The following is a 26,306-nucleotide window of genomic DNA, read 5'->3' as shown; positions in this document are numbered from 1 at the left end:
TCGCGCTGCCATTACCCGCGCAGCAAGGCAGCAAGCACTACCCGCTAACCTGGACCGCCCCAAAGGAGCCGCCACATGCCCCACCCGCAACCCGCCGTGCGCCGCGTCGCCATCGTCGGGGGCAACCGGATCCCGTTTGCCCGCTCGAACACCGCGTACGCGAACGCGTCGAATCAGGACATGCTGACCTTCACGTTGCAAGGCCTGATCGACCGCTACGAACTGCACGGCGTGCGTCTCGGTGAAGTCGCGGCGGGCGCGGTAATCAAGCACTCGCGCGATTTCAACCTGACGCGCGAGTCGGTGCTGTCCACCACGCTCGCGAAGGAAACTCCCGCCTACGACGTGCAGCAGGCCTGCGGCACCGGCCTCGAAGCGACGATCCTCGTCGCCAACAAGATCGCGCTCGGCCAGATCGACGCGGGCATCGCGGGCGGCGTCGATACCACCTCGGATGCGCCGATCGGCGTCAACGAGCGGATGCGCAAGATCCTGCTCGAAGCGAATCGCGGCAGGAGTGCCGGCCAGCGGCTCGGCGCGCTCAGCAAGCTGCGCCCCGGGATGTTCTTCAAGCCGCTGCTGCCGAGAAACAGCGAGCCGCGCACCGGCCTGTCGATGGGCGAGCATTGCGAGCTGATGGCCAAGCGCTGGAACATCTCGCGCGAAGCCCAGGACGTGCTCGCGTACGACAGCCACCGCAAGCTCGCTGACGCGTATGCGCGCGGCTTCGTCAACGATCTGATGACGCCGTACAAGGGCCTCGCGCGCGACAACAACCTGCGCGCCGACCTGACGCTGGAAAAACTCGCGAGCCTGAAGCCGGTGTTCGACCGCGATGCCGGCACGCTGACCGCCGGCAATTCGACGCCGCTGACCGACGGCGCATCGGCTGTGCTGCTCGCGAGCGAGGCATGGGCGGCCGAACGCGGACTGCCGGTGCTCGCCTATCTGAGCTGGTCGGAGACCGCCGCGGTCGACTTCTTCGACCAGCGGGAAGGACTGCTGATGGCGCCGGTCCACGCGGTACCGCGCATGCTCGCGCGTGCCGGCCTGAGCTTGCAGGAGTTCGACTTCTACGAAATTCACGAGGCTTTCGCGGCCCAGGTGCTATGCACGCTCGCGGCGTGGCAGGATGACGAATATTGCCGCACGCAGCTCGGCCTCGCGGGCGCGCTCGGCGCGATCGATCGCGCGAAGCTGAACGTGAACGGCAGCTCGCTCGCGACCGGCCATCCGTTCGCGGCGACCGGCGCGCGGATCGTCGCGGGCCTCGCGAAGCTGCTCGCGCAGCTCGACAAGCCGGGCGGCGGCGCGCGCGGTCTGATTTCGATCTGCGCGGCGGGCGGCCAGGGGGTCGTCGCGATTCTGGAACGCTAGCGCGCCGCGCGATCCACCGGGATACCAACAAAGGCCACCACGGCTTCAGGAGACGATCGATGACCCAGCCCACCCAAGCCCCGCTCCCCGCCGCCGCCGGGTCCGCGCCGAACACCGACGGCATCTGGTACGCGTCGTACCCCGACGACGTGCCGCGCGAGATCGACGTCACGCAGTACGAATCGATCGGCCAGTTCTTCGACGAATGCGTCGCGCAGTTCCGCGAGCGCGTCGCGTATGTCAGTGTCGGCGCGAACCTGACCTATGGGGAGCTGGGCCGCAAGGCGAACGCGTTCGCTGCGTATCTGCAAAGCATCGGCGTGCAGCCCGGCGAGCGCGTCGCGATCATGCTGCCGAACACGTTCCAGTATCCGGTCGCGCTGTTCGGCACGCTGAAGGCCGGCGCGGTGGTCGTCAACGTCAACCCGCTCTATACGGTGCGCGAGCTCGCGCATCAGCTCAAAGACAGCGGCGCACGCACGATCGTCGTGTTCGAGAACTTCGCGAAGACCGTCGAAGACGCGCTGCCCGGCACCCAGGTGCGCGACGTGATCGTCACCGGGCTCGGCGATCTGCTCGCCGACGGCCTCAATCCGAAAGGACGCCTGCTCAATTTCGTGATGCGTCACGTGAAGAAAATGGTGCCGGCCTATCAGCTGCCGCAGGCGGTGCCGCTGCTGAGCGCGCTGTCGATCGGCTACGCGCGCACGCTCACGCGAGTGCCGGTGAGCCACGACGACATCGCGTTCCTGCAGTACACCGGCGGCACCACCGGGGTTGCGAAAGGCGCGATGCTCACGCATCGCAACATCATCGCGAATCTGCTGCAGGCGAAGGCGTGGGCCGCCGGGCAATTGTCGGGCGAGGTCGAAACGGTGCTCACGCCGCTGCCGCTTTATCACATCTACTCGCTGACCGTGAACGCGCTGATCTTCATGGGGCTCGGCGGGCGCAACATCCTGATCGCCAATCCGCGCGACATGAAGCGCGTGATGATGATCATCCGCCACGAGAAATTCACCGGCATGACCGCGGTGAATACGCTGTACAACGCGTTTCTCGACAACGAGGAATTCTGCAAGCGCGACTTCTCCGATCTGAAGCTCGCGATGGCCGGCGGGATGGCGACCCAGAAAGCGGTCGCCGAGCGCTTCAAGGCGGTGACCGGCAAACCGATCGTCGAAGGCTACGGGCTCACCGAGTGTTCGCCGATCGTATCGATGAATCCGGTCGATCTGAGCAAGCTGCGCGACTTCGAAGGCTCGATCGGGCTGCCCGCGCCGTCCACTCAGGTGCGTTTCAGAAAGGACGACGGCAGCTGGGCCAATATCGGCGAGGCGGGCGAGCTGTGCGTGAAAGGTCCGCAGGTGATGAAGGGCTACTGGAATCGGCCGGACGAAACCGAGAAGGTGATCGACGAGGCCGGCTGGCTCGCGACCGGCGACGTCGGCGTGATGGATTCGCGCGGCTTTATCCGGCTGATCGACCGCAAGAAGGACATGATCCTCGTGTCGGGCTTTAACGTGTATCCGAACGAAATCGAGGATGTGATCGCCGCGCATCCGGACGTGCGCGAAGTCGCGGCGATCGGTGTGCCCGACCCGGCCCAGGGCGAGCGCGTGAAGGTGTTCATCGTGCGGCGCTCGTCGACGCTGACCGTCGAGCAGGTACTCGCGCACTGCCGCAAGAATCTGACCGGCTACAAGGTGCCGAAGCTGGTCGAGTTCCGCGACGAGCTGCCGCAAACCAATGTCGGCAAAATCCTGCGCCGCGCGCTGCGCGACGAGGAACTCGCGAAACACAAAGCGAACTGACTGGAATAACGCTTGCGTGCCTGACGTTATGTCATCGCGGCCCGCGTGACGGTGCCTCGCGTTTTCGCGCGGGGCGGCCGTCGCTCGCGCCACTTCCTGGAGGAACGCATGAAGCACCGCCTGTCCGCCCGTTCGCACCACCCGCTCTCGTATGTGCACGCCGACGGCGGCTGGCCGCCCGCCGCCGCGCTCGCCGAGGGGTCGATGCGGCGTGGCGCTTTGAGCGGCGTGGCCGGCTGCCGACGCTGGTTGCGCGGCACGCTGCTCGCCGGCGCCGCTCTCGCCGCTCTCGCCGCTCCCGTCGCGATGCCGGCGGCATTTGCGCAGAACGACGACCGCCCGCCGCCGCTCGAGACCGCGAGCGCGGTCAAGGCGCCGACCACCCCGCCCGCGCAGGTCGGCAAGCTGACACTCGATCAGCAGGTCAAATGGCTGCGCGCCGCGCAGCAAAGCGGCGCGCTTGAAAAGCTCGACGATGCGCAACTGGTCGCGCTGTTCCAGTCGCTCGATCCGCTGACGTTGCCGCGCTATATTCAGGCGGGACCGAACGGTTATCCGTCGTACGAGTTCACGATGTCGCGCTCCGAGCGCATTCACGGGCAGTGGCCCGACAAACCTGATCACATGCTGGTGCGGCTCACGCGCGAACCGCTGCGAATCTACGCGAAGTGGCTGCCCGACGGCGCGCACGCGGGCCAGGAAATCATCTACGACGAATCGAAGCGCAGCGACCAAATGTACGGCCACCTGGGCGGCATCATGAACGTGATGCCGATGTGGACTTCGCTGGACGGCGCGCTCGCGCGCTCGCAGTCGAATCACGAGGTGCGCGATCTCGGCACCGAGTACATCGCCGCGCAGTACCTGGCCGAGGGCAAAAGGTACGCGAAGACCGGCTTGCCGCGTTCGGTGCAGATCGAAGTGAAGACTATCGACGATGTGCGGGTCGTCGCCTTCACGTTCGAGACGCCGACCGGCCAGCCCGAGTTCTATGCGAAGAAGGAAACGCTGGGGCTCGATCTGCGGCATCCGTACTTTCGCAGCGTCGAGTCTTACGACAACGACGGCAAGCTGTTCGAGCGGATCGTGTTCGAGAGCATTACGCCGAAGCGCTTCGATGACGCGACGTTCGATCCGAAGAACAGCGCGTACAAGTTCTAGCGGGTGGCGGGCCGAGGGGTGGCGGGTCGAGGCTCGCGGCGATCGCGCGGCGTCAACGCGAACGCCACGTATTCGACTTGTTCGCCCGGCATCGCGTGGCGCTGCTGGCTGTGCTCGGTGAAGCATCCGCTACACAGCGCGAGACGGCTCAGCACGAAATGATCGGATGCACGCGTGATGCCGATCAATGAAGCCGCACTGCGCGCGGCCGGTGCCGCCGGCGCGGTGGTGATGACGGTTGCGGCGGCGAGCAACGGGGCGAGTGTCGCGAACCACAGCGCGCCGATGTCGTCGCCGGTTTCGAACACCGGCAAGCTGAACTGCCGTGCGTAGCACGCGAGCAGGTCGCCGGCCGCGAGCGTCGAATCGACAACTGCCAACGCGCGCGCGGTGGATGCGTCTCCGGCGGCGCACGCAAACCACGGCCACGCGCCGCCCGCCGCGATCGCCAGCGAGACACTCGTCAGCATGAAACCGCGTCTATCCATGATGCCTCCCGGTTGTCGTTCGGCACACACTTACGTATATCCGCGCCGGTCCCGCCAGGCGGCCGGCCAGATCCCCTGCTTGCCCGGCGCCAGAATGCCGTTCGGGTCGAGCGCGTCCTTGATCGTTTCCGACAGCCGCAACAACGCGCCGTCGTTGAAGCTGTACTGCGCGGCCGCGAAGTCCATTACCGCGAGATGCGCGCGATATTGGCCGTAGCCGGCCGCGCGCGCGTCGCTCATCAGCGAGCGCAGCAGCGCGCCGGCCTGCTCGCGCTGGCGCGGGTCGTCGCGCGCGAAAATCGCCGCGAAGATGTGATGCAGATGCCGCGCGCCGGCGGTAAAACCGCCGTAGTAGTCGAAGCCGTATTCGGCCGCGCGCGTTTTCACCATCGTGTACTGGCGCATTGCGTCGGCCCCGCTCGCCGGACAGATCGGCGAGAAATCGACATGCGCGCCCGCGCCGCCGCGCCAGTCGAGCATGCGAAACGCGCTCATCGCCGGGATGCCGGCCATGTTGCGATCACCGCCGCCGGTGGGCTGCGCATCGCCCGCATAACGCGCCGCCATCAGCCGCGCCCGCGGCACCGTCGAAAACGCCCGCTCGATCAGCGCATAACGCGCGTCGATCACTTCGGGCGCGCCGTATAGCGCGAAATGCAGATTCCAGCGGCCGACGCCGAGTTTTTCCAGCATCGCCGTCACCGCGCTCTCCGGCATCGCGCCCGCGCCGTCGTACCACTGCCGGCGCGCGGACAGGCCCGCCGCGCGGCGCAAGCCGCCCTCGATCACCGCGTGATTGCCAATCGTGCCGTCGAGCCGCAGCGGCCGCAGAATATCGACGATCGCGGCCAGATCGGCCTCGTGCTGGAACTGGATTTCACCGACCAGATACGCGGGCGGCGCCGGCATCAGCCACACGCCGAGCTTGGTGACGATCCCGTAGTTCGACTGCATGAACATCGCATCGAACGACGGCCCGTAGCCAGGCTGATACAGCTGCCACGCGCCGCCGATTTCGATCCCGCCCATGCCGGTGCGCAGCACGTCGCCATTGGCGAGCACCACTTCCATTCCGCATTGCGCGGCCGCGTGATCGCCGTAGTCGGTGTAGCCGAAGCCGCGCTCGAGCGTGTTGCCGACCACGCTGCCCCAGCCGGCCGCGGGCGGGTCGACCCACAGCTTGTAGCCGTGCTCGCGCAGATGCGCGTACAGGTCGAAGTAGCTGACGCCGGGCTCGACCAGCGCGTAGGCGAGCGTTTCATCGACCGCGAGGATGCGGTTCAGCCGTTGCAGATCGAGCACCACCGAGCCGCTCAGGCGCGGCGCCGCGCCGCCGTACGCGAAGTTGCGTCCGGTCGATACGGTCCACAACGGAATTCGATATTGATTGGCAATCCGTAGCAGTGCGCGGATTTCGTCGACCGACGCGGGCAGCAACGCGGCGCTCGCGGCGAACTCGCCGGGCGCGCCCGGCGCGAACGGATCGAGATAGGCGGCGAGGCTCGAGTCGGACGTGAGCACCTGCGCATCGCCGACGATCGCGCGCCAGCCGGCCAGTGCCTGGTCGAACTGCGCGGCGGACAGGTTCGGCGGCAGGGTGTGGGGCACGGCGGCTCCTGTTGGCGGCTGTGAGGCTTAGAGGCTTAGAGGCTTAGAGGCGGAAAGGCGGCGAGGCGGAGAGGCCGAGACCGGCGCGGATCGCGACGCGGCGCAAAAGCGGCGGCCCACGCGACACGCCCCGGCCGCGCGAGCGCCCGCTACTGCTGCCACGCTTCCGGCTTGCCGCCGAGCGCGCTGCACACGTCGATGGCGATCGCGCGCAGCTTGCCCTCCGCGATCGCGCCCGACAGCGCGTAGCCCATGCCGTCGCTGACCCAGTAGAAGGTGCGCCGATTGCCGTCGCGCAACAGCCGGAACGCGGTCTGGTCCTGGGTGCCGCCGGCGACGTACAGCGTCAGCCGCGCGCCCGCCTGGTTTTCGTACATGAACTGCGCGGCCGGCCCCGCCTCGCCCGGCAGCAGCCGCCCGCCCACCAGCGAATAACCATACTCCTGCAACGACGGCACCGACAGTGGCCGGTTCAGACGTTTCGACAGCCAGTTGATCAGATGTTCCTCTTCGCTCGCGGCGACCTCGACCGGATGACGCCGCTCCGGCGAATAGACCGCATACGCGACGTCCGCGCGTTGCGCGAAGCCGGCCGGCTGCGCGCCGAAGCGGCCCCATGCGCCGCTCCATGCACCGCCCGTCAGCCGCGGCGCGAGCGGCCCGAGAGCCAGCGTGAGGCCGGCGCCGGCGGCGAGCCAGCAGGCGGCGAGGCCCGCGCGCTGCCACCACGGGCGGGTGCGGCGCACGACGATATAGGTCGGTTCATCGGGCGACGGGGCGGGTTGCGCGCGCACGGTGCCGTCGGCCGGCACCGCGGCGCTGTCGCGCTGGGTGGTCTCCTCGCGCGCCTCGTTCTCCTCGCGTGCCGCCTGTTGTGTCGCCGCTTGTGTCGTTGCTTGTGTCGTCGCTGGTGTCGTTGCGTGCGCCGCCGCTTGTTCCCGCATCCGCCCATCGCGCCGCGGCACCCCACATAACGCGCGCAGTGCCGCGTCCTGCGCGCGCCACGCGGCGACCCGCGCGGCGGCCCGCGGATGCGCGTCAAGCTGCGCGGCGATCGCGGCCCGCTGTGCGTCGGGCAATTCTCCATCGACGTACGCCGACAGCGTGCGTAAATCGAGCCCCTCGGGCAGCCCGGCGTCGAGATCGTCGTTAGTCATTGCGGATTCTCACTACTTTCAGCGGCGCAGCCTTGTGGGCCTGCGCGGGGGCGTGCGCGGGGCCCTGCGTGTTGGCCTGCACGGAAGCGTGCGTGTTGGCCTGCGTGCGAACCTGCGCAGAGCCCTCGCCCGCCGCCCGCGGCAACGCCTGCGCGTCTTCGCCGAGCAACGCGCGCAGATGCTCGCGCGCCCGCGACAGCCGCGACATCACCGTGCCGATCGGCACGCCCAGCGCGCGCGACGCCTCCTGATACGACAGTTCCTCGACGCCCACCAGCAGCAGCACCTCACGCTGTTCGAGCGGCAGGCAATACAGCGCGCGCTGCACATCGCGCAGCACCAGCCCGTCGACTTCGCCGTGCGGCGCTTCGAGGTTGCGCCACGGCGCGCTTTCGTCGTCGACCGCGATCTCGCGACGGCCGCGCAACTGATCGATATACAGATGCCGCAGGATCGTCAGCAGCCACGCGCGCAGGTTGCTGTTCGGCCGGAACGCCGTCCAGCGCGCAAGCGCCCGCTCCGCCGTATCCTGCACGAGATCGTCGGCCCAGGCGGGCTCGCCCGTCAGTGCGCGCGCATAGCGGCGCAACTGCGGGAGCCACGCGATCACTTCCGCTTCGAATGTCACCCGGCGCGCAATACGCGAGCGCGGCGCTAGTAGCCGCCGCTACTGTTGCTGTTGCCGCTGCTGCCCGACGCGGCGCTGTCGTTATCGGCGGCGTTCGCGAGCGTGCCGCACGCGAGCGCGAGCAACACGAATAGTGCTGACAGAAGCTGGGATGCTTTCATCTGATCCTCCTGACGGATGCCCGGCGCCCGATTCGCGGACCGGCCAGGCGGGCGACGGAACGCGCGCTGCGATGCCGTCATACAGCGCTTAACGCGACGGCGGCGCGCTTTATTCCATAGTATTTTTTTCGTGGTTCGCGAAGGTGCGCAGTGCGCCGCGCGACCGGTCTTTTCCGCCAGCGCTGCGGGCGACGCCTGGAGAGTCCGGACGGACCCGCCATTGATCAGCAGATTCGTAACTCAACGTTACAGTGCGCGCTTATCGGATGCTTATCTGCGCGCGAGCCGCTATAGTGGACAGAATTCGGACCAGCGACGCGTTCTGCCCCCACACAGGGTAGAATCGCGCCGAACCACCGTCTCTCTAACCAGAATTCTCCATGGCCTCCGCAGAATCGCATCCGCAAAACGACTTCATGAACGCCGCGCGCAAGGAACGAAAGCGCGTCGAGATCTATCTGGTCAACGGCATTCGCCTGACCGGCTGCATCGAGTCGTTCGATCAGTACCTGGTGATGCTGCGCACGCCGGTCGGCCTGCAAGGTATCTACAAGCGCGCGATCTCCACGATCCAGCTCGACACCGGCACGCGGCCGGCGCCGCGCACCGGCCGGCCGTCGCACGGCGAACACAGCGCGCGCGGCCCGCACGGTTCGCGCGAACACCGGGAGCCGCGTGAGCCGCGCGAATCGTATGGCGCGCCGTCGGAGCGCACCTCGTCGAACGAGCGCAGCGGCAACCCGGACGGCCCGGTAGTCGTCACGCGGCGGCGCCGTCTGTTCGGCACCGGCGGCGACGGTGGCAACCACGGCGGCAATCATGGCGGTAACCACGGCGGCGGCAGCTCCGGCGGCCATCAATAAGCGCGCGAAGCGTCGCGCGCCTCATCACCGCATCATCACTGCATCACCACCGCCGCATCATCAGTCAAATCCAGTAAGGCAGTGCCCGGTCAGTCCGTACAAGGACCGAGGCGCTGCAGGATTTTCTCCAGTCGTGCCAGCTGCCGTTCGGTCAGCTCGAATCTCCCCTTCACCGCCAGCACCCGCCGACGCCAGTAGCCGGCGGCGAAGAGTTCCAACGCCGGTTGCTGCGTGGCCCAATCCAGGTGTTCCAGTTCGGCTTCGACGACGTGGCGCGCGTGCACGCGCCGCGCGGGCGCCGGCTGTGGCGCGTCGAGCGGGTTTGCCCGGGCGGCGGCCGGCCGGTAGCCGGTGAGGTTTGCTTCGGCTTGCATTGCGTGCTCCGGTGGCATCGGTGAAAAACGGCGACACCCGGAAAACGAAGCGACCCGGGCCGGTTTCAAACGATGCGTCCGGCGACGCCGCGCAACGACGCCGCCGCGAGCCGTCGAGCCGCGGGAATGAACAACGAGGGAATGGGGAATCCCGGAACGCCTGAACGCCTGAATGCCTGAATGCATGAGCGCCCGGGAAGCTGGCGCGCGCAGCGCGCCAGCGCGTCAAACACTGACGCTCAATGCACCGGCAACCCGGTCTCGAGCTGGCGCTGCAGGTCGCGCACCTGACGCTGCGCGGCGCGCAGCTGTTCCTGCGCCTGCGCCTTCTGCTGCGCGAGCGCCGTGGCTTCGGCGCGCTTCTGCTGCTGCTGGCTCGCGACGATGCTCTGCTGCTGACGCGCGACATCGAGGTCGGCCTGCAGGCGATTCGCGCGATCCTGCGACAGCGCGATCATCCGCTGCGTGAACGCCTTCTGCGCTTCGAGCTGGGTGCGGCGAATTTCGACATCCGACAGCTGCACCGTCTGCCGCACGAAATCCTTGTAGATCAATTCCGCGCGCCCGACGTCCTGAGTCTTGATCACGCGCCAGAAGTTTTTCTGCTGGAACAGTGCGACGTAATAGGTCATTTCCTTGCCGTAGAACAGCAGGCTCGCGCCGTAGGTGCCGTTGTACGTGGTGCGCAGCTCGCTCAGCTCCGAGCCGTGGATCATCTGCTGCAGTTCCGCCACATTGCCGGCCGCCGATTGACGGTTTTCATCCGGCGTCAGCGCGGTGGTCTCCCCCTGCCCGGCCTGCGAGGTGTCCGGCAAGGCCGTCGTGGTGCCCGGCTGGGACACGACCGCGCCGCTCGCGCCGCCATTCGACAGAGCCTGCGCGTGCGCGCCTTGTGCTGCCCCCAGCACGATACATGCGGCCAGCGCAATCTCTCGAAGCTTCGACTTTCGGTCCATGAATTACCTGTTTATCGGTTTTTGTTTTATTAAAGCGGACGATTATTACTCACTTTCGCGAGTTTCGGGCTCTTCGTCGAAAATTTGGTATTTGCGCATCTTTTCCCACAAAACCTTGCGGCTAATACCGAGATAGAGCGCGGTATCCTGGCGGCGCCAGCCGTTCGCATCGAGGGCGGCGAGCACGCGGTTGCGCTCGGCCATGTCCCATTTGCTGCGATCGACCAGCACCTCGGCCGCGCTCTCCACCGGCACCGGCTGGCTGCTGCGCGCGAGCGCCAGCAGCCGTTGCAGGCGCGCGGCATCCCACGCGCCGATCTGCCGCACCGTCACGCCGATCCGCTCGGCCAGATTGCGCAGCTCGCGCACGTTGCCGGGGAAATACGTGTCGGCGACCGCATCGGCGAGCCAGTACGGCAGATCGGGCAGCGTCGCGAGCCGCTCGGCGCCGACCACCTGGGCGATGAACGCCTTGAAGATCGCGATCTTGTCGACCGCGCCGCGCTCTTCGAGCGACGGAATCTTCAACTCGATCACCGCGAGCCTGTAGTACATATCGGCACGGAAGGTGCCTTCTTTAACGAGTTGCGGCAGGCTTTTGTTGGTCGCCGCGACCAGCCGGAAATCGAGCTTGATCGGTGTGGTCGAACCGATCCGCGTGACCGCGCTGTCTTCGAGCACGCGCAGCAGCTTGACCTGCTGATAGAGCGGCAGATCGCCGATTTCGTCGAGAAACAGCGTGCCGCCGTCGGCCTGTTCGAAGTAGCCCTTGTGCGCGACCACCGCGCCGGTGAACGAGCCTTTCGAGTGGCCGAAGAACAGCGACTCGAACAGGCCGTCCGGAATCGCGCCGCAGTTCACCGCGACAAACGGCCCCTGGCCGTAGCGGCTGTGTTTTTCGTGCAGCAGCTGCGCGATGCGTTCCTTGCCGACGCCGGTCTCGCCGTGCACGAGCACGCTGGTGTCGCAGTCGGCGAAGGTATCCACTTCGTGCAGCAGCGCCTGCATGCATTCCGAGTTCGCGATCAGCGCGTCGGATTCGTGGGTTTTGGCGCTGTGCGCGCGCATCTGCAGCACGAGCTTGGTGACCATCCCGCGCAATTCGGCGCAGGTGAAGTCGAGCGGCAGGACGTGCGAGTACTCGGCCGGATAGGCGGCCGGATCGTGCTCGCGCGGCGCGGCGCCGACCCACACCACAGGAATGCCGTGCGCGGCCTGCCAGTCGCGCAGGATCAGCGCACCGCTGTCGATCACCGATACGCTGATGATCGCGAGCGCCGGCCGCAACGCGGTGCGCTCGGGGGAGATCGCGATATCGTCCGCGCGGATCACCTCGACGTCGAAGCTCGCCATGCAGCGCGCGACGCGGTCGACGATATCGGCCTTGCCCTCCCAGACGTAGATATCGAGTTCCTCGATTTTGGTGGTGGTTCTCATCTTGGAATCTTGGATAGGCTATTGGACCAGTTGCGGGACGCCGCAGGTCAGCGACATGTTGTGGACGGTGGCGGTGCCGAGCTGGACGCCGAGGAGTTGCAGGGCCGGGAGCAACACGGTGTCGAGCAGGGAAAAGACGGGTTTGAGCAACGGCTTCAGAGCGTCGCCCACAGCGCTAAGAATCGGCGCGATGGCTCCCGACAAATCAACCCTGTCGTCGAATACCTTGACTTTCAGGAGATTTGGCAACGCATTAAGTACCTGAGTGGTGAGCACCGATGCATCTGAACCGAGCGCATTGGAATTGACCGTTTGGTACGAATCGAAGCTGCCTGAAGCGCCATTGAACACGAGCTGGGTTCCGCTCGCGGGCCCAAGCGACAGTGTTTGCGTATTGTCGAGCTGAACGGTGGCCACCTTTTTGGTGATGCCGAGCACTTCGGTCGAGATCGATGCGATGCCAATGGGAGTACTGCACGACGAATCGCTGCCGAGGCAAGCGTTCACGATACTCGGCTTAGCCAGAATCGTCGCATTGGTGGCCGCTTTCGTGCTTTCGCAATCAATCGATACCAGTGATGCTGTACCCGCTCCGACAGCCAGTTGCAGCGCAATCGGCGTGCTCAGTGCCGAGATGGAAATCGCCGCGAGGCCGGGTACGCCGACTGTCAGCGTCGGCAACCCCACCGGCAGCAACTTGACGCCCAGTTGCAGCGCCGCCGTGCGTGCCTGGGTCCGATAGTCGGTCACGCCGTTGGCGGTTGCTGTTCCCGCCTCGCCCACAGCCAGCACTGGCGGATGAATGACTTGAAGAGAAAGACCCGCCACCCCGGTTATACCCGTCGTCAAATTGATCACCGACCCCGCCGAACCATCCGGATTACTCTGCGCAATCTGCGCCGCGACCATCACCGCATCGAGCGCGTTGACCGTCGCGCTCGCCGCCGAATTCGCGTTCGCGAGCCCCAGCGCGAGCAGGCCCGGCGCCGACGTACCGTTATCGCCGATCGCAATGTTCTGGCCGCCCGGCACATCCACTTCGAGCGCCTGCAGGATCGTCGCATTGACGGTATCGCCGCCCGCCTGCAACGCGCTGACCATCGCCGCCACCAGTTGCTGGTACGTGACCGAGGTCTTGAGCAGCCCCTGCATCGACGCCGCGCCGAGCGCCACACGCAGATCGTCGAGCTTGATATGCGCGCTCGCGAGACTCTGCGTATCGCCGACGCTCAGCGAAATATTGCTCTTCAGCAGTCCGCCGAGAATCGCATTGAGCAGCGCCGACTGCTGCGTATTCAACGACGCAATGCCGGTGCCGAGCGAAAACGCATCGATATTCGACGCCAGCGCGGTCGCGCTCGCGCTGACGCTGATCGACGGCCCGGCGAGGAAGAACATCGGCACCTGCTGCGTCAACTGCACCTGCACCGCGTTGAGCGGATTGCCGTTGTTGCCGAAGTAGGTCTTGCTGCTCGTGTCCCAGCGGCCGCAGGTCGTGCTGATCGTGTAGTTGCTGCCGTCGGCGGTGAAGCCGTTGGCCTGCGCGTTCAGTTGCGCGGCGTTCTGCGCGCCGCCGCAACCGGACGGCGTGCTGATCACCTGGACGGCCGCCATCGCCGACATATCGGCGGTGCGCTGCAACGAACGGCGCACGAAGTACACGTTGCCGACGTCGACCGCGCCGAGCGCGACGATCGCCAGACCGAGCGCGATCGCCGCGATCATCATGATAGAGCCGCGCTGCCCGCGCCGGCCGCCGCCGAAGCGCACGCGCTGCATTGCGCTGCGCCGCGACCACCCACGCGCGCGCCGCGGCGTCATCGCAAAGGCCCGCCTAGACGCGAGCGCAGCCTGCGCTTCAGGCTCACGCGGCACGCCGCTCGCGGCCGCGTGCGCGGCCCGGACCGGTGGTTGCGCACGCATGTCAGTTCAAGCCGCCCGATCCCGACGCGCCGCCGCCCGAGCTACCCGAACCGCTGCCGCCGTTGCCGCCCGAGCCGAACGTCGAGCCGTAGTGCTCAGGAATCCTGTTCTTGAACGACTCCATGTAACGCTTGTACGCGAGGCCGGCTTCGGCGCCGAGCATCGGTTGCGCGGGCGCCGCCTGCGCGTTGCTGCGCTGAAGATCGAGCCATGCGAGCGCCGAGGGTCCGACGTCGCTCTTGCGCACCTCCTGCTGCACGTCCTGCTGCACCGGCTGCGCGGCCGCGCCCTCCTGTCCGGCGCTTTGCGCGAAGCCCGGCGTCGCGCCGAACGTCGCGCTCACAACCACCGCCGCCACCGCCCCCATCCCTCGCATCGCTGCGAGGCAACCCCGGATTGCCGTTCTGTTTGTCATGTCCACTCCCTGAATCGCTGACGAGCGCGCGCGCCTATTGCGCGAAACGCTGCAGCAGACGCGGCGCGGGCTCGCTGCCCATGCTCGCGACCGTGCGCGTCTGCGCGGCCGGCCGCGCCTGCTCCTGTTCTTTTGCCGCCTGTTGCGGTTGAGCCGGCGCCGCCAATTGCGTCGGCGTCGCGCGCGCATGCGCGCGCCCGGCCGCGGCGATCTTCGCCGCATCGCCGCGGATCGCCGCGCGCACCTCCGGCGCGAACTGCTGCTGGTCCATCACCGCGAGCGCCTGCGCGTCGCCGCCGCTCGCGAGCAGATACAGCACCACGTTCGCGACGATCTTCGGGCTCTTCTGATCGAGTTCGGCCGCCTGCATCAGCGGCACGCGCGCGCCGTCGATGTCGCCGTCGCGCAAGCGCGCATAGCCGAGATCCGACAGCGTCGCCGCATCGGTCGGCGCGAGGTGCACCGCCTGCTGCAATTGCTGCGCGGCAGTCGCGAAATCGCCGGCCGCGCCCGCGAGCAAACCGAGGCCACGATAACCGCGCGCCGCCAGCGGCGTCTTCAGCAGCTCGCCGTATGCGTTCGCGGCCGCGGCCGCCTGCCCCGTCATGCGCAACGCGTCGGCGCGCAGCAGGATCGAATCGGGGCTCGCGCCGTACTGTTTGTCATAGGCATCGATATGCGCGAGCGACGCGAAGTACAGTCCCTGCGACTGCATCTGGTCGATCAGTCCGAGGTACATGCCCGGCGTGTTCGGCGGGGGCGCGTTGTCGGCCTGCTGCGCCATCATCTCGCGCTCGGCCTGCGCGCCGACGCCGTAGCCGAGCGGCGTCTTCGACGCGCACGCGCCAATGAGCATGAGCGCCGCGGCCGTCGCGCAAGCCGCGGCAAGCCGCAGCGGCTGCCGGCAATGCCCGGAACGGAAAAAGTCGATCATGGAAAATCCTTAATGCTTCGCCGTGCGAAACGAATGCTGAACCGCCAGCACACCGGGCCCGGCGGTCACGATCATCAGCGCCGGCAGCAGCGTGACGATCATCACGCCGGTCATCTTCACGGTCAGACGGCCGATGCGCTCGCGCAGCATCGCGCGGCGCGCTTCGCGCAGCCGGTCGCCGAACTGCTTGAGCGGCTCCTGCACCGCGCCGCCGTGGCGGTCCACCTGCACCAGCAGACGCACCACCGCGCGCAAATCCTCGTTGTCGTAACTCGACGACAGCCGGTTCAGCGACTGCTCGCGGGTGCGGCCGGTCGCGAACTGGCGCTGCGCGATTTCGAGCTCGCTCGCGAGCACCGGCAGCATCGCGCGAAACTCGGCGACGATCACCTGCAACGCCTGATCGAGCGACAGCCCGACGCCCTGCAACAGCCGCAGCAGATCGACCAGCAGCGGCAGTTCGTTGACGACGCCGTTGCGGCGCCGGCTCGCGCGCCGCGCGAGCACGAACTTGGGCAGCATGAAGCCGGCCATCGCGGCGGCCAGCACGAACGCGACGTAGCGCACGCCGGCCACGTGGCCGTTCAGCAGCACGCCGATCACGAGCGGCAGCACCAGCATGCCGGCCAGTCGCGCGATCAGGAACAGCCCGCGGCTGCGCGTATCGACGAAACCGCACTGTTCGAGCAGACGGCGCTCTTCCTGGGCGACCACCTGGCGGCCGAACGGCGTATCGAGCCAGCGCATGCCGGTGTGTGCGAAGCGCTCCAGCAGCCCCTTGAAACCTTGCGGCCGGGCCGCGCGCGGCGCCGGCTTCGCGTTGCCCTGCGCGGCGTCGCCACCGCGCGCGGCCGCGGCGAGCGCCGCGCTTTGCAACGCGCGCTCGTCGAGCGCCTGGCGCAGCGTGCGCTCGCTGCGCCGCACCGCCACCACCCGCGCGAGCACGAGACCCGCGAGCAGCAGCGCCGCGAGCGCGGCCAGCAGCAGAGCGAGAACGACGAGTTGTCGAGCTTGCATCGTCAGTCCCTCAGGCGCGTCATGCGGTACAGCAGATACGCGCCGACCAGTTGCAGGCCGAACGCGAGATAGACGAGCTGGCGTCCGCTCGGGTCGAACCACATCGACGCGAAATACTTCGGATTGGAAAGGATCAGGAAGCCGCCGATGCCGACCGGCAGCATCGCCAGCACCCATGAAGACAGGCGCGTTTCCGCCGACATCGCGACCAGTTCGCGCTCGGCCTGTTCGAGATCGCGCATGAACGACGCCATCCGGTCGAGCATCACGTCCGCACGGCCGCCGTACTTGACCGACAGCCGCAGCACCGCGCCGACCAGTTCGAGCTCGCGCACGCCGTAGATCGCCGCGACCTGCGACAGCGCGCGATCGATTTCGACGCCGGTGCGCAGCATCCGCGACACGTAGTCGAGACAGTCGCGCAGCGGCGCCTCGGTGCTCTGCAACGCGGCCTGGAACGCGGCCGGCACGCTGTTGCCGAGCGTGATGAGCCGCACGATGCCGTCGAGAAACAGCGGCAGTTGCCGCACGATCTGCTGGCGACGCTTCGCCGCGCGGATCGTCAGCAGGAAATAGAAACCCATCGCGCAGACGGCCAGCGTCGCGCAGAACGCCATCAGGCCGCCCGCCAGCGCGGCCCAGCCGCACAGCGCGAGCACCAGCAGCGCGCCGAGCGTCAGCGGACCTTTGGCATCGGCCAGACCCGCGCGGGTCAGCGCGTACAGCACCGTGAAGCGGGCCCGCGCGTACAGGTACTGCGCGCGCTCGCGCCAGTCGGCGTCGGCCGAGGGCGCTGTCGGCGCGATCAATGGAGACGACGCGCGGGCCGCAGCCGCGGCCGCCGTCGCACGCGGCGCGCGCTGCGCACCGGCCGCCGCGCCGCCGCTAGTGCCACTGATTCCGCCGATGCCGCCCACCCCACCCGCGGCCGCGCCGGCCGGCGACGCCGCCGACGCCATCCGGCTATCGATATAGCGGGCGACGCTCGCCTGGCCTTTGCGTTGCGTGCCGCGCTGCCACAGCAGCAGCGCGAGCGCCGCGCACACGAGCGCGAGCGCCACGCAGACCAGGATCGCGCTAGACATTGAAGCCTCCGCCAAAGCCGCCGCCACCGCCGCCTCCGAAGCCCCCGCCAAAACCGCCGCCGCTGCCGCCGCCGAACCCGCCGCCGCCGCCGAAGCCCTGCCCCGCGTCGCCGCCGCCAAGCGTCTGGCGGAAGCGCGCGAGTTTCGGCGAGTGCGGATGAATCCCGAGCGACACCCAGTTATCGAGTTCCTCGCCCTCGGCCGTCACGATCGGCTCGTAGCGATACAGCTCCTGGGTCGCGATGATGTTGTCCGACAGACCGGTGACCTCGGTGATCGACAGGATCCGCCGCCGGCCGTTCGACAGCCGGCCGATCTGCACGATGAAGTCGATCGCATTGGCGATCTGCCGGCGCAGGCTCGACTCGGTGCCCTGGAAGCCCGCGAAGCCGGCCAGCATTTCAAGCCGGTACAGACACTCGCGCGGCGAGCTCGCGTGCACGGTGCCCATCGAACCGTCGTGGCCGGTGTTCATCGCCTGCAGCATTTCGAGCACTTCGCCGCCGCGCACTTCGCCGACGATGATGCGGTCCGGCCGCATCCGCAGCGTATTGCGCAGCAGATCGCGAATCGTCACGACACCGGCGCCGTCGAAGCCGCCCGGACGGCTTTCGAGCCGCACCACGTGCGGGTGGTTCAGCGACAGCTCGGCGGTGTCCTCGATCGTCACGACCCGTTCGGCGTCCGGAATATGGAACGCCAGCGCGTTCAGCAGCGAGGTCTTGCCCGAGCTCGTGCCGCCCGCGACCAGCACGTTGCAGCGCGCGGCGACCGCCGCTTCGAGCAGCGCGCCGATCTCCGCGTTGTAGGTGCCGTTGGCGAGCAGATCGTCGGGCCGCATCGGATCCTTGCGGAACTTGCGGATCGACACGATCGGCCCGTCGATCGACAGCGGCTCGATCACCACGTTCACGCGGCCGCCGTTCGGCAGGCGCGCGTCGACCATCGGGTTCGATTCGTCCAGCCGCCGGCCGATCGGCGCGAGAATGCGCCGGACGATCCGCAGCAGATGCGCGTTGTCGGCAAAGCGCACCTGGATGCGCGTGAGGATGCCGTGGCGCGACACGTACACGTCGTTGTAGCCGTTGATCAGGATATCTTCGACGGCCGGATCGGCGAGCAGATCCTCGATCGGCCCGAAGCCAGCAAGCTCCTTGGTCAGCGCCTCGGCGATCAGCCGCACTTCGCTCTCGTTGATCGGAATGCGGCGCAGCCTGACGAAGCTGTCCATCTCGAGATCGACGAACTGGTTGATCGCGTTTCGCGACCAGCGGCCAAACTCGGAGCCGAGCTCTTCGATACGCGTGAGCAGGTGCTCGTGCGCCGCGTTCTTGATGTCCTGGAACTGCTGGCTATGCGCGAACGCCGGCGCGTCGTCGGCAAACTGGATCTCTTTTGCCATCGTTTAGGACCGCTTGGGAGTAGTGGGAATGAGGCGCTTGAGCGCACCGAGCGGCGACTTGCCGCGTGCGTGGCCGGCCGCCGCCTGCGCGCCGCCGAGCCGTTCGATCAGCGGTTCGAGCGCGCGCACGTACGGATCGCGCGGCGCGACGTCGACCAGCAGATGACCCTGATTGACCGCCTGGCCGAGCGGGATGCGCCGCTCGGGCAGCGTCGCGAGCAACGGCACCTCGAGGCGCTGCGCGATCTGCGCGGCGGCGAGCCCGAGGTCGGCGTCGAACTTGTTGACGATCAGGCGCACGCCAGCGGTATCGACGCCCTCTTCGCGCAGCGCGTCGAGCACGCTGACCGCCGACACGATCGACGCGACGCCCTGGTCGCACAGCAGCCAGGTTTCGTCGGCCGCCTGCACCACGTGCGCGATGAATTCACTGTTGCTGAAGCCGCCGAGGTCGATCAGTTGCTGGTCGAAGAACGCGCGCAGCCGGGTCAGCAAACCGATCGACGACGAGTACGACACCTCGCGCATGTCGGCCAGATTCGGCGGCAACGTGGTCAGCGCGAGACCGCTCGCGTGATGCGACAGCGCGGTATGCACGAAGGTCTGATCGAAGCGGCGCAAATTGCGCACCGCCTCCACGAAATTGAATTCGCTGCGGGTGTTCAGGAGCAGCGAGCCGTCGCCGGCCGGCAGGCCGAGATCGAGCAGCGCGGCCTGGCGCCCATGGGCGACGTCGCGCCGCTGCATCAGCACGCCCAGGTTCGCGGCCAGCGTGCTCACGCCCATGCCGACGCGCGCGCCGAGCAGCGCGGTGACCTTGCCGTGGCGGCTGACCGGTTCGACCAGGTTGTCGAGCACCTGGCGCGCGATCCGCAGCGCGTCTTCGGGCGGCCCCGACAGATCGATGAAGTCGCGCACCCCGGCCCGCAGCGCGGCCAGCGCGCTCTCGGGCTCGGCCAGCGAGCCGAGCGCGACGATCTGCAGCGCCGGATGATTCGCGCGCACCGCGCTCGCGGCCGCGCTCGCCGCCGCGCCTCGGCCGCACGAAAAGTCGACGAATACCAGCGACGGATTGAGCGTCGCGATGCGCTGGAGCAGCAGCGTCGGATCGAGCGTCGAGGCCTCGACCATGCCCGCGTTGACCAGCGTATTGGCGAGCCAATGCACGTGTTCGTCGGCAAGCGACGCGAACACGAAATGGTCGGTGATCGCCCGTTCAGTCAACGAATACGTTCTCGCGTTCATGTTGAACATCCTCTTGCGGCATCGGCTGCGAGGCCGCCGCGTCGTACTGCGTGCCGGTGCGCGTGCGCGCTGCCGCGCGTGCCGGCGTCATTTCGAAAATCCCGGCACCGCGTCGCGCGGCGCGGCGAAGCCGCCGATCAGCGAACGCCATACCGGCGCGTTGCGCTGCTCGGACTGCTCGCCCGGCGTCGACGGCAGGCTCGCGCCTTTCGCGAGCGGCGACACCAGATGCGGCGTCACGATGATCACGAGTTCCCGTTCGCTCTGCTGATAGCTCAACTGCTTGAAGAACGCGCCGAGCACCGGCAGGTCGCCGAGCAGCGGCACCTTCGACACGTTCGACGCGGTCTCGCGATCGATCAGCCCGCCGATCACGAAGCTCTCGCCGTCGCCGAGTTCGACCGTGGTATCGGCGCGCCGCGTGATGAACGCCGGCACCGACACGCTGCTGATCGTCACCGCGTGCGTGAAGTCGAGCTGGCTCGCCTCGGGCGCGACCTTCAGCGCGATCCGCTGCGGGCTCAGCACGGTCGGCGTGACGGTCAGCCCGATCCCGTACGACTTGTATTCGATCGAGGTCTCGCCGAGCGCCTGCGGCACCGGCACCGGCACTTCGCCGCCGGCGAGGAAGCTCGCGCTCTGCCCCGACAGCGCGACCAGTGTCGGCTCGGCCAGCACGCGCGCGAGATTGTTGCCTTCCAGCAGGCTCAGATTCGCGAACAGCCCGCGCGAGGCCGAGTTGAAGATCAGGTTGAAGGCCGACGAGATCGGCGTCGTGCTGGTCACGTCGAGCGCCGGGGTGCCGCCGCCCGTAAACGAGGTCAACGACGACGGCGCGAACGAGCCGAACGTGAAGCCGTTGTTGTTCTTCATGAAGTTGAAGCCGATTTCCTTCAGCACCGAGCGGCTGAACTCGACCACCCGCACGTCGACCTGCACGACCGCGCGGTTCGCCACCGTCGATGTGTCGAACACGGTGCCGTCCTTGCCGAGCGCGCCTTGCGCGGCGACCACCGCGCGCTGGTGCGATTCCATCGTCGCGGTCGAACCGGACACCAGCGCGGTGCTGCCGAGCACCTTCACGCTCGGCGTATCGGCGCCGAGCAGCGACGCCGCGGCCGGCGTGGTCACGTTGACCGTGTAGTTCAGCGGCAGCTCGCGATCGCGGGTCCACACCATCAGGCTGGTGGTGCCGGCGGCCTTGCCGACCAGCAGCACGCCGCCGCGCTTGTCGCCCTTGACGATCAGCACGTCGGCGACGTTCGGGTCGCCGATCGCAACCCGCTGCAATGCATGGCCGACGCCGATCTGGCGCTGCGCGCCGACCGTTAGCTCGACGTTCTGCGACGCCGCGTTGAAATCGGCCGGGGCGTTCTCGCTCGCCGGCTGATGGGTTTGCGACGCGCGCGCGGCCGCCGCCCGCTGCGCCGGCGAGGCCGCATCGGTGATAGCCGACACGCCCAGCAAAGCCAGCCCGAGCCACGCAGCCTTTCTCAAAGCAAAAATCCGTTTTGTCATGTAGTTATGGACGCGACTGGCCGCCCGCTCCCTGAAACCGCTTACCAGGCGACCGTTTCGGCTCGCCCACCCCTTATCACTTCGATACCGCCTCTTGTGCGGCCCGTGCCGCCGGCGCCGCCCGCGTTGCTCGCGACGCGCGTCGGCGCGATCGGTGCCGCCGTCGGCGCACGCGGCGCCGCCGGGTGCGCGGCGCCGTTGCCGGCGCCCGACAACGCGTCGAGCGCAACACCGGCCGCCGCCCGGGTCGAATCCGGCAGCGGTTCGCTGCCCGCGCGCGCGGCGGTTTTCAATACCGCCGGATAGGCCGGCAGCGAGTCCTGATCCAATACTTCGGGATCCTTCGGATTACGCAACGCGAGAACCAGCCGGCCTGAACTCTCGGCGAGCGTCAGACGATCGACGTCGGCGACCGGCACCGCGAGCACCGCGGTGCGCACCAGACCGTTCGGATCGCCGCCAGCGTCGCTGGTCGTGGTTGCGCCGCCGAACGCGAGCACGCGCACTTTCGACAGCAGCAGCCGCGCCTGGGTCCGGTCGATCTCGGCGCCGCTGCCCGGATTGCCGTCGCGTTTGAGCGTGAAGAACACATCGACGAAATTGCCCGGCCGCAGCCGGTTGCCGACCGCATTGCCTTCGTCGACGCGCACCGACAGCGCGCGCTCGCCCGGCTCGATCCGCTCGGCCAGACCCGACGACAGTTGTGCTTCGAGCACCGGCGAGTCGGGGCCGATGTCGGCATTCGGCACGCGGCCGAGCAGTTGCGACGGATCGGTGAACGCGCCGTTCGGATTGATCGGCAGCTTCTGCACGCGCAGTGCGTCGACGGTGATCGGCTTGCCGCCCGCCAGCGTGCGGGTCGCGACCACCACCGGGAAGCTCGCCTCGGCCACCGGCGCGACCGCGACCGGCGCCGGACGGCGCGACAGCGACCACGCGAACAGACCGAGCAGCAGCGCGATCGCGATCAGGACACCGGCAAGAATTTTGGTCAGATTCGGCATGACAGGTCGTGCGAAAAACTGCGTCGGTTGAGAGAAACCCCGCGCGCTATACCGCGCGAAGCGTCGCGCCGCGCGCGTGCTGGCACACCGGCGGTCGAAACGAGGAAGGCCGGCGCATGCATCACTGGATGTTCTCCGGATTGAGTTGGACGGTCGCGTTGCCGAATAGCTTGTTGGGCAGCGCCAGGCCGAATCCGGGCAAGGTCGGCACGAGTGGGTTCGCGCTGTAGTCGAAGCTCAGCGACACGCTGATGCATTGCATCGCGTTGCCCGGCCCGCAGCTCGTGGTCGTGGTCGTGCAATGCATCGACTGCACGAGCGTGGCCGCGACCAGTTTCGCGGCGTCGCAAGCCGCGCTTGCGCGCCTGGTCAGCGCATCGCTCATCGACGAATTGCTCTGCCAGTTCAACGCGGCGCGCGCGCCCTCGGACGCGGCGAGCGTCAGGTTCTGCTGCGCGACGAGAATCAGGCTGTACGTGACGATCGCGTAGAGGATCACGAAGAACAGCGGGAACACCAGCGCGAATTCGATCGCCGCCATCCCCCGCTGCTTGCGTGCGCGCCTCGTCAGATCGCGCGGTGCGCGCTGCCTGCTGTGCGTGTTCATCACATCCTCCCGCCGGCCGTTTGCAGCACCAGCCAGAGCGTCGCGGCGACCGTCAGACAGGCTCCATACGGTGTCGCCGCGCGGCCCGCCAGTTCGAAAGTGGCGCCAACCCGCGCGCCTGCGCCCGCGCGACCGAGACTCATGAGCCGGGTGCGCGTAACGATCAGCAGCCACAACGCGTGCACGCCGGCCGCGAGACTCGCGGCCATCCACAGTCCGAGCAGCGCGTGCATTCCGCACCATGCGCCGAGCACCGCGAAGACCTTGACGTCCGCGGCGCCCATCAGACCGAATGCGAAGAACGGCAGGAGCACAAGCAAACCGACTACCGCGCCGGTCGCCGACTGAATGAAGGTAGTGTGAAATGGATTGCCCGCGAATAGCGCGCAGCCGAATGCCGCCGCTAATCCCGCAATGACAATTGAATTGGGAATGCGCCTCGCGCGGCAGTCGCTTATTGCAACGACTGCGGCCCAGGCAATAAATAAAACCGTTCCCAAAAGGACGCTCATTTCGAACTCGACAGGCAAAGCGATGCGCCGCGAATTGAAATATTCAATTCGCATTAATCAATACCGCTATTCGGCAGAAACGCAGGGGAGGCACTCGGCGAGATTACGCCGAATGCCACACAAAACGTTTATGAACTGCCGCTTACGATGCTGCGGACGTACCCGTGATGGAGTTCGAGATGTTGGTGAATACCGTCTTCAGGTCGGTACCCAGCGTTGTCACCGCTGTCGCGATGACCAGCACGATCAACCCCGCGATCAGCCCGTATTCGATGGCCGTCACGCCCTTGTCGTCGCTCAGGAAGCGTTGTGTGAATTTTTTCATTTTGTACCCTCGGAACTTCTTTATTCGTTGTTTCGTGCTGCCTGTACGCTCGAACTCTCCCGGCGTCATTGACCGTACTTCTCTCATTTCCGGTCCTGCCGGTTGCGCCGAAGTCGCTCCACCCTGCAGCCGCTTTTGACTAAAACGGACGTATTAGAGCCGTCTGTTCGATAACGCACCTCCCACATCAATTGTTTGATGCTTGCCGGATTTATAGCCGAACAAACATTTTTAAGCAATTGTCCATTGCCGCGATGCCGGAACTCTGTATGTTTTTTGTCTCTATCAGAGTAACGGCAGTCCGTGCGCCAGCATACATAGGGCTAACCATAACTTAGATTCGCTGCACTAATTAACTGTTTCAACAGCGCGTTTGAAGCACGCGGCCCCCTTCCGCTCAAGCGCGTTACGCGCTGCGCCGTAACGGCGCGCCCGGCTCGTTACGTTACGCAGCGCTCACAAACGCATAAAAAAAGCGCCTCTCCTGTCTCCGCGACGCCCTTCGCCGTTTTTTCAGAAATCTCGCCAAGCCTTGTCGCATAACGCTTTGCACGAAGCGCCGCAAAAAATCGCGACCTCGCCGCTCAAAAATGGCACGGCTCATGCAGAGAGTGGCCCGCAGCAACACCCAACAAACCATACGATACGAGGGCGACATGAACATTCAAACGACCAACACGACGATTCGGGCAACCCTGATCGCGGCGAGCGTCGCCGCGCTGCTGTCACTCGGCGCGTGCGGCGGCTCCGGCAGCCTCAGCACGGGCACCGGCAGCACCGGCAGCGGCTCGGCCGGCGGCACGCTGTCGACCACCGGCAGCGGTTCGGCGGGCTCGGGCGGCTCCGGCGCGACGCCCACCACCACGACGAGCAGCAGCGATTCGAGCACGCCGGGCACCGATAACAGCACGAGCACGAATACGTCGACGGCCAAAAATGCGCTGGGCACGGTCGTCGATAACGGCGGCGGCGTGGTCGGCGATGTCGGCTCCACGGTCTCGAGCGTCGGCTCGGTGGTCGCATCGCAAACGCTGCCGGGCGTCAGCTCGCAAACCACCCAGGCCGCCGGCAGCGTCGTGAAGGACGTCGGCGCAGCGGTATCGACGCTCGGCAACGGCGTATCGCAAGGGCTCGGCCAGCTCGGCACCGGCAGCAACGCGGTCGGCACCACGGTCGCCAGCGTCGGCGGCGTGGTCGGCAACGTCGGCAACGCGGTCAGCGACACCGGCACGCTCGTGAAGAGCCTCGGTAGCGGCGCGCTGTCGCCGCTGTCGGCTGTCACGACGCCGCTCGGCAACACGGTCGGCACGCTCGGCCAGACCGTCGCGAACGGCGGCGGCGTGCTCACCAACGTGCTATCGACCGGTCCGGTCGAACAGGTCACGCAAACGCTCAGCACCGCGATCACGCCGATCACTTCGGTGGTGTCGTCGACGACACAGACGGTCGGCAACGTCACGGGTCTCGGCGCACCGGTCAACTCGCTGCTCGCGACGCTCGGCAGCGGCCTGAACAAGGCCGGCGTGACGGTCGCGTCGACCGGCGGCAACCCCGTCACGAGCGCGCTCGGCAAGACCGTCAGCGATACCGGCACCGTGGTCGCGTCGGTCGGCGGCCTCGTGACCGGCAACAGCAGCAATCCGCTCAGCGCGGTGACAAGCGCGCTCGGCGGTCTGACGAACGGCCTGTCCCGCGGCACCAGCAGCGGCTCCCTGAGCTCGCTCGGCGGGACGCTGACCAGCGTGACTGGCACGCTGAGCGGCGCGACCGGCGGCACCGGCCACACCGGCACGAGCGGCGCGCTGGCTCCGGTGACGACGCTGCTGTCGAGTGTGACCGGCACGCTGACCAGCGCCAGCGGCGGCACGAGCAGCCCGCTCGCGCCGGTGACGAGCCTGCTGTCGAGCGTGACGGGTAGCGTCGGCAGCGCGGCCGGCAGCACCGCTTCGACCAGCAGCAACTCCAGCGGCGGCGCGCTCGCGCCGGTCACCGGTCTGCTGTCGACGGTGACGACCACCCTCAGCAGCGCGACCAGCGGCACGAGCAGCCCGCTCGCCCCGGTGACCGGCCTGCTGACCGGCGTCACCGGCACGCTGGGCAACGTGGCGACGACTGCCGCCACCACCACCGGCGCGGCCGCCGCCAACACTACCAACGCCGCGGCGACCACGACCGCGGCCACCACCAGCGCGCTGTCGACGAGCTCGACCAAGGGCACCGCGAGCAGCGCGCTGACGCCGGTGACGTCGCTGGTCGGCGGCCTGCTCGGCGGGCTGGCGAAGAAGTAAGCGGCCT

Annotated in this window: 25 protein-coding genes; 5 read left to right on the top strand and 20 right to left on the bottom strand. The window is 67.5% G+C overall.

Annotated features, from left to right (window positions below):
• Positions 1–75: 75 nt before the first annotated feature.
• The 3 genes from LJ656_RS01170 to LJ656_RS01160 all read left to right on the top strand — a co-directional run bounded on the left by LJ656_RS01170 (position 76) and on the right by LJ656_RS01160 (position 4,352).
• Positions 76–1,377: an acetyl-CoA C-acetyltransferase gene (locus LJ656_RS01170; protein WP_230507451.1), complete on the top strand. Its 1,302-nt coding sequence runs from the start codon at positions 76–78 to the stop codon at positions 1,375–1,377.
• A 59-nt stretch (positions 1,378–1,436) separates the two neighbouring features.
• Positions 1,437–3,191, top strand: coding sequence for an AMP-binding protein (locus LJ656_RS01165; RefSeq protein ID WP_230507450.1), 1,755 nt, complete (start codon positions 1,437–1,439; stop codon positions 3,189–3,191).
• Positions 3,192–3,395: 204 nt separating this feature from the next.
• On the top strand, positions 3,396–4,352 hold the full coding sequence (locus tag LJ656_RS01160; RefSeq protein ID WP_425605900.1) for a DUF1571 domain-containing protein: 957 nt from the start codon (positions 3,396–3,398) through the stop codon (positions 4,350–4,352).
• On the opposite strand, the gene LJ656_RS01155 is transcribed toward LJ656_RS01160, so the two are convergent.
• The 5 genes from LJ656_RS01155 to LJ656_RS34835 all read right to left on the bottom strand — a co-directional run bounded on the left by LJ656_RS01155 (position 4,349) and on the right by LJ656_RS34835 (position 8,394).
• Positions 4,349–4,840, bottom strand: a complete 492-nt coding sequence (locus tag LJ656_RS01155) for a hypothetical protein (RefSeq protein ID WP_230507448.1) — start codon at positions 4,838–4,840, stop codon at positions 4,349–4,351. The two genes, LJ656_RS01160 and LJ656_RS01155, sit on opposite strands and share 4 nt — an antisense overlap.
• 30 nt (positions 4,841–4,870) lie before the next feature.
• Positions 4,871–6,448 carry an FAD-binding oxidoreductase gene (locus LJ656_RS01150; protein WP_230507447.1) on the bottom strand — a complete coding sequence of 526 codons (1,578 nt, stop codon included), beginning with the start codon at positions 6,446–6,448 and terminating at the stop codon, positions 4,871–4,873.
• 149 nt (positions 6,449–6,597) lie between these two features.
• Positions 6,598–7,605: an anti-sigma factor family protein gene (locus tag LJ656_RS01145; protein WP_230507446.1), complete on the bottom strand. Its 1,008-nt coding sequence runs from the start codon at positions 7,603–7,605 to the stop codon at positions 6,598–6,600.
• Positions 7,598–8,233, bottom strand: a complete 636-nt coding sequence (locus LJ656_RS01140; RefSeq protein ID WP_230507445.1) for an RNA polymerase sigma factor — start codon at positions 8,231–8,233, stop codon at positions 7,598–7,600. Before LJ656_RS01140 ends, LJ656_RS01145 begins: the two co-directional genes overlap by 8 nt.
• A 26-nt stretch (positions 8,234–8,259) precedes the next feature.
• Entirely contained in the window at positions 8,260–8,394 is a 135-nt protein-coding gene (locus tag LJ656_RS34835; RefSeq protein ID WP_268998454.1) for a hypothetical protein, read from the bottom strand.
• 380 nt (positions 8,395–8,774) lie between these two features.
• On the opposite strand from LJ656_RS34835, the gene hfq reads away from it, so the two are divergent.
• Complete coding sequence (gene hfq, locus LJ656_RS01135; RefSeq protein WP_230507444.1) at positions 8,775–9,257, top strand: RNA chaperone Hfq; 483 nt, start codon at positions 8,775–8,777, stop codon at positions 9,255–9,257.
• 89 nt (positions 9,258–9,346) lie between these two features.
• Here the strand turns inward: hfq and LJ656_RS01130 are convergent, their stop codons facing one another.
• From LJ656_RS01130 to LJ656_RS01060, 15 genes are all read right to left on the bottom strand, one after another.
• Positions 9,347–9,541 (bottom strand): hypothetical protein, encoded by a 195-nt coding sequence (locus LJ656_RS01130; RefSeq protein ID WP_230507894.1) that lies wholly within the window; start codon positions 9,539–9,541, stop codon positions 9,347–9,349.
• Positions 9,542–9,870: 329 nt separating this feature from the next.
• Positions 9,871–10,587 carry a DUF2968 domain-containing protein gene (locus tag LJ656_RS01125; protein WP_230507443.1) on the bottom strand — a complete coding sequence of 239 codons (717 nt, stop codon included), beginning with the start codon at positions 10,585–10,587 and terminating at the stop codon, positions 9,871–9,873.
• A 45-nt stretch (positions 10,588–10,632) separates the two neighbouring features.
• Entirely contained in the window at positions 10,633–12,024 is a 1,392-nt protein-coding gene (locus LJ656_RS01120; protein ID WP_230507442.1) for a sigma 54-interacting transcriptional regulator, read from the bottom strand.
• An 18-nt stretch (positions 12,025–12,042) separates the two neighbouring features.
• Complete coding sequence (locus tag LJ656_RS01115; protein WP_230507441.1) at positions 12,043–13,947, bottom strand: TadG family pilus assembly protein; 1,905 nt, start codon at positions 13,945–13,947, stop codon at positions 12,043–12,045.
• A 1-nt stretch (position 13,948) separates the two neighbouring features.
• Positions 13,949–14,362 carry a DUF3613 domain-containing protein gene (locus LJ656_RS01110; RefSeq protein WP_230507440.1) on the bottom strand — a complete coding sequence of 138 codons (414 nt, stop codon included), beginning with the start codon at positions 14,360–14,362 and terminating at the stop codon, positions 13,949–13,951.
• Between the two features lie 34 nt (positions 14,363–14,396).
• Complete coding sequence (locus LJ656_RS01105; RefSeq protein ID WP_425605889.1) at positions 14,397–15,296, bottom strand: tetratricopeptide repeat protein; 900 nt, start codon at positions 15,294–15,296, stop codon at positions 14,397–14,399.
• Positions 15,297–15,305: 9 nt separating this feature from the next.
• Positions 15,306–16,313: a type II secretion system F family protein gene (locus LJ656_RS01100; RefSeq protein ID WP_230507439.1), complete on the bottom strand. Its 1,008-nt coding sequence runs from the start codon at positions 16,311–16,313 to the stop codon at positions 15,306–15,308.
• Positions 16,314–16,315: 2 nt separating this feature from the next.
• A complete protein-coding gene (locus LJ656_RS01095; protein ID WP_230507437.1) occupies positions 16,316–17,398 on the bottom strand; it encodes a type II secretion system F family protein in 1,083 nt (360 codons plus the stop codon).
• Positions 17,391–18,800: a TadA family conjugal transfer-associated ATPase gene (locus tag LJ656_RS01090; protein WP_230507435.1), complete on the bottom strand. Its 1,410-nt coding sequence runs from the start codon at positions 18,798–18,800 to the stop codon at positions 17,391–17,393. Before LJ656_RS01090 ends, LJ656_RS01095 begins: the two co-directional genes overlap by 8 nt.
• Before the next feature lie 3 nt (positions 18,801–18,803).
• Positions 18,804–20,045 (bottom strand): fimbrial protein, encoded by a 1,242-nt coding sequence (locus tag LJ656_RS01085; protein ID WP_230507434.1) that lies wholly within the window; start codon positions 20,043–20,045, stop codon positions 18,804–18,806.
• Positions 20,046–20,132: 87 nt separating this feature from the next.
• Positions 20,133–21,563, bottom strand: a complete 1,431-nt coding sequence (locus tag LJ656_RS01080; RefSeq protein WP_230507432.1) for a type II and III secretion system protein family protein — start codon at positions 21,561–21,563, stop codon at positions 20,133–20,135.
• Positions 21,564–21,604: 41 nt separating this feature from the next.
• Complete coding sequence (cpaB, locus tag LJ656_RS01075; protein WP_230507430.1) at positions 21,605–22,567, bottom strand: Flp pilus assembly protein CpaB; 963 nt, start codon at positions 22,565–22,567, stop codon at positions 21,605–21,607.
• 121 nt (positions 22,568–22,688) lie between these two features.
• Complete coding sequence (locus LJ656_RS01070) at positions 22,689–23,174, bottom strand: TadE/TadG family type IV pilus assembly protein (RefSeq protein ID WP_230507428.1); 486 nt, start codon at positions 23,172–23,174, stop codon at positions 22,689–22,691.
• A complete protein-coding gene (locus LJ656_RS01065) occupies positions 23,174–23,686 on the bottom strand; it encodes an A24 family peptidase (RefSeq protein WP_230507427.1) in 513 nt (170 codons plus the stop codon). The genes LJ656_RS01070 and LJ656_RS01065 overlap by 1 nt, the downstream gene beginning before the upstream one ends.
• A gap of 142 nt (positions 23,687–23,828) precedes the next feature.
• On the bottom strand, positions 23,829–24,011 hold the full coding sequence (locus LJ656_RS01060; RefSeq protein WP_230507426.1) for a Flp family type IVb pilin: 183 nt from the start codon (positions 24,009–24,011) through the stop codon (positions 23,829–23,831).
• A 656-nt stretch (positions 24,012–24,667) separates the two neighbouring features.
• Between LJ656_RS01060 and LJ656_RS01055 the strand changes: the two genes are divergently transcribed.
• Positions 24,668–26,299: a collagen-like triple helix repeat-containing protein gene (locus tag LJ656_RS01055; protein ID WP_230507425.1), complete on the top strand. Its 1,632-nt coding sequence runs from the start codon at positions 24,668–24,670 to the stop codon at positions 26,297–26,299.
• The last annotated feature ends 7 nt before the right edge of the window (positions 26,300–26,306 follow it).

The sequence above is a fragment of the Paraburkholderia sejongensis genome (genome assembly GCF_020880815.1).
Classification (GTDB): domain Bacteria; phylum Pseudomonadota; class Gammaproteobacteria; order Burkholderiales; family Burkholderiaceae; genus Paraburkholderia; species Paraburkholderia sejongensis.
The sequence above is the reverse complement of the archived record's forward strand: the minus strand, read 5'-3'. Positions and strand labels throughout refer to the sequence as shown.

Excerpts from the sequence above, each read along its gene's own strand:
- LJ656_RS01170 (WP_230507451.1), top strand. The coding sequence starts at position 76 with ATGCCCCACCCGCAACCCGCCGTGCGCCGCGTCGCCATCGTCGGGGGC.
- LJ656_RS01165 (WP_230507450.1), top strand. The coding sequence starts at position 1,437 with ATGACCCAGCCCACCCAAGCCCCGCTCCCCGCCGCCGCCGGGTCCGCG.
- LJ656_RS01160 (WP_425605900.1), top strand. The coding sequence starts at position 3,396 with ATGCGGCGTGGCGCTTTGAGCGGCGTGGCCGGCTGCCGACGCTGGTTG.
- LJ656_RS01155 (WP_230507448.1), bottom strand. The coding sequence starts at position 4,840 with ATGGATAGACGCGGTTTCATGCTGACGAGTGTCTCGCTGGCGATCGCG.
- LJ656_RS01145 (WP_230507446.1), bottom strand. The coding sequence starts at position 7,605 with ATGACTAACGACGATCTCGACGCCGGGCTGCCCGAGGGGCTCGATTTA.
- LJ656_RS34835 (WP_268998454.1), bottom strand. The coding sequence starts at position 8,394 with ATGAAAGCATCCCAGCTTCTGTCAGCACTATTCGTGTTGCTCGCGCTC.
- hfq (WP_230507444.1), top strand. The coding sequence starts at position 8,775 with ATGGCCTCCGCAGAATCGCATCCGCAAAACGACTTCATGAACGCCGCG.
- LJ656_RS01125 (WP_230507443.1), bottom strand. The coding sequence starts at position 10,587 with ATGGACCGAAAGTCGAAGCTTCGAGAGATTGCGCTGGCCGCATGTATC.
- LJ656_RS01120 (WP_230507442.1), bottom strand. The coding sequence starts at position 12,024 with ATGAGAACCACCACCAAAATCGAGGAACTCGATATCTACGTCTGGGAG.
- LJ656_RS01115 (WP_230507441.1), bottom strand. The coding sequence starts at position 13,947 with ATGCGTGCGCAACCACCGGTCCGGGCCGCGCACGCGGCCGCGAGCGGC.
- LJ656_RS01110 (WP_230507440.1), bottom strand. The coding sequence starts at position 14,362 with ATGACAAACAGAACGGCAATCCGGGGTTGCCTCGCAGCGATGCGAGGG.
- LJ656_RS01105 (WP_425605889.1), bottom strand. The coding sequence starts at position 15,296 with ATGATCGACTTTTTCCGTTCCGGGCATTGCCGGCAGCCGCTGCGGCTT.
- LJ656_RS01100 (WP_230507439.1), bottom strand. The coding sequence starts at position 16,313 with ATGCAAGCTCGACAACTCGTCGTTCTCGCTCTGCTGCTGGCCGCGCTC.
- LJ656_RS01095 (WP_230507437.1), bottom strand. The coding sequence starts at position 17,398 with ATGTCTAGCGCGATCCTGGTCTGCGTGGCGCTCGCGCTCGTGTGCGCG.
- LJ656_RS01090 (WP_230507435.1), bottom strand. The coding sequence starts at position 18,800 with ATGGCAAAAGAGATCCAGTTTGCCGACGACGCGCCGGCGTTCGCGCAT.
- LJ656_RS01085 (WP_230507434.1), bottom strand. The coding sequence starts at position 20,045 with ATGAACGCGAGAACGTATTCGTTGACTGAACGGGCGATCACCGACCAT.
- LJ656_RS01080 (WP_230507432.1), bottom strand. The coding sequence starts at position 21,563 with ATGACAAAACGGATTTTTGCTTTGAGAAAGGCTGCGTGGCTCGGGCTG.
- cpaB (WP_230507430.1), bottom strand. The coding sequence starts at position 22,567 with ATGCCGAATCTGACCAAAATTCTTGCCGGTGTCCTGATCGCGATCGCG.
- LJ656_RS01070 (WP_230507428.1), bottom strand. The coding sequence starts at position 23,174 with ATGAACACGCACAGCAGGCAGCGCGCACCGCGCGATCTGACGAGGCGC.
- LJ656_RS01065 (WP_230507427.1), bottom strand. The coding sequence starts at position 23,686 with ATGAGCGTCCTTTTGGGAACGGTTTTATTTATTGCCTGGGCCGCAGTC.
- LJ656_RS01060 (WP_230507426.1), bottom strand. The coding sequence starts at position 24,011 with ATGAAAAAATTCACACAACGCTTCCTGAGCGACGACAAGGGCGTGACG.
- LJ656_RS01055 (WP_230507425.1), top strand. The coding sequence starts at position 24,668 with ATGAACATTCAAACGACCAACACGACGATTCGGGCAACCCTGATCGCG.